Source organism: Nonomuraea montanisoli, assembly GCF_013363975.1.
In the GTDB taxonomy this organism is placed as follows: Bacteria; Actinomycetota; Actinomycetes; order Streptosporangiales; family Streptosporangiaceae; genus Nonomuraea; species Nonomuraea montanisoli.
This window is the reverse complement of record NZ_JABWGN010000052.1, coordinates 1-610: the sequence shown is the minus strand read 5'-3', so window position 1 is coordinate 610 and position 610 is coordinate 1. Positions and strand designations below refer to the sequence as shown.

At 68.2% G+C, this 610-nt stretch carries 1 pseudogene; it reads left to right on the top strand.

What is annotated here, in order from left to right:
* A pseudogene (locus tag HTZ77_RS48945) lies at window positions 1-610 on the top strand (DNA-directed RNA polymerase subunit beta); the annotation flags it as partial.

The following is a 610-nucleotide window of genomic DNA, read 5'->3' as shown; positions in this document are numbered from 1 at the left end:
CGCGAGCGCATGACGACGCAGGACGTCGAGGCGATCACGCCGCAGACCCTGATCAACATCCGCCCGGTCGTGGCGTCGATCAAGGAGTTCTTCGGCACCTCGCAGCTGTCGCAGTTCATGGACCAGACCAACCCGCTGGCCGGCCTGACGCACAAGCGGCGTCTGTCCGCGCTGGGCCCCGGTGGTCTGTCCCGTGAGCGGGCCGGCTTCGAGGTCCGTGACGTGCACCCGTCCCACTACGGCCGGATGTGCCCGATCGAGACCCCTGAAGGCCCGAACATCGGCCTCATCGGCTCGCTGGCCTCCTACGGCCGGATCAACGCCTTCGGCTTCGTCGAGACGCCGTACCGCAAGGTCGTCGACGGCAAGGTGACCGACCAGGTCGACTACCTGACCGCCGACGAGGAGGACCGCTACGTCAAGGCGCAGGCCAACACGGTGCTCAACGCCGACGGTTCGTTCGCCGAGCCCCGCGTCCTCGTCCGCACCAAGGGCGGCGAGACCGAGCTCATGCGGGCCGAGGAGGTCGACTACATCGACGTGTCGCCGCGCCAGATGGTGTCGGTGGCCACCGCGATGATCCCCTTCCTGGAGCACGACGACGCCAACC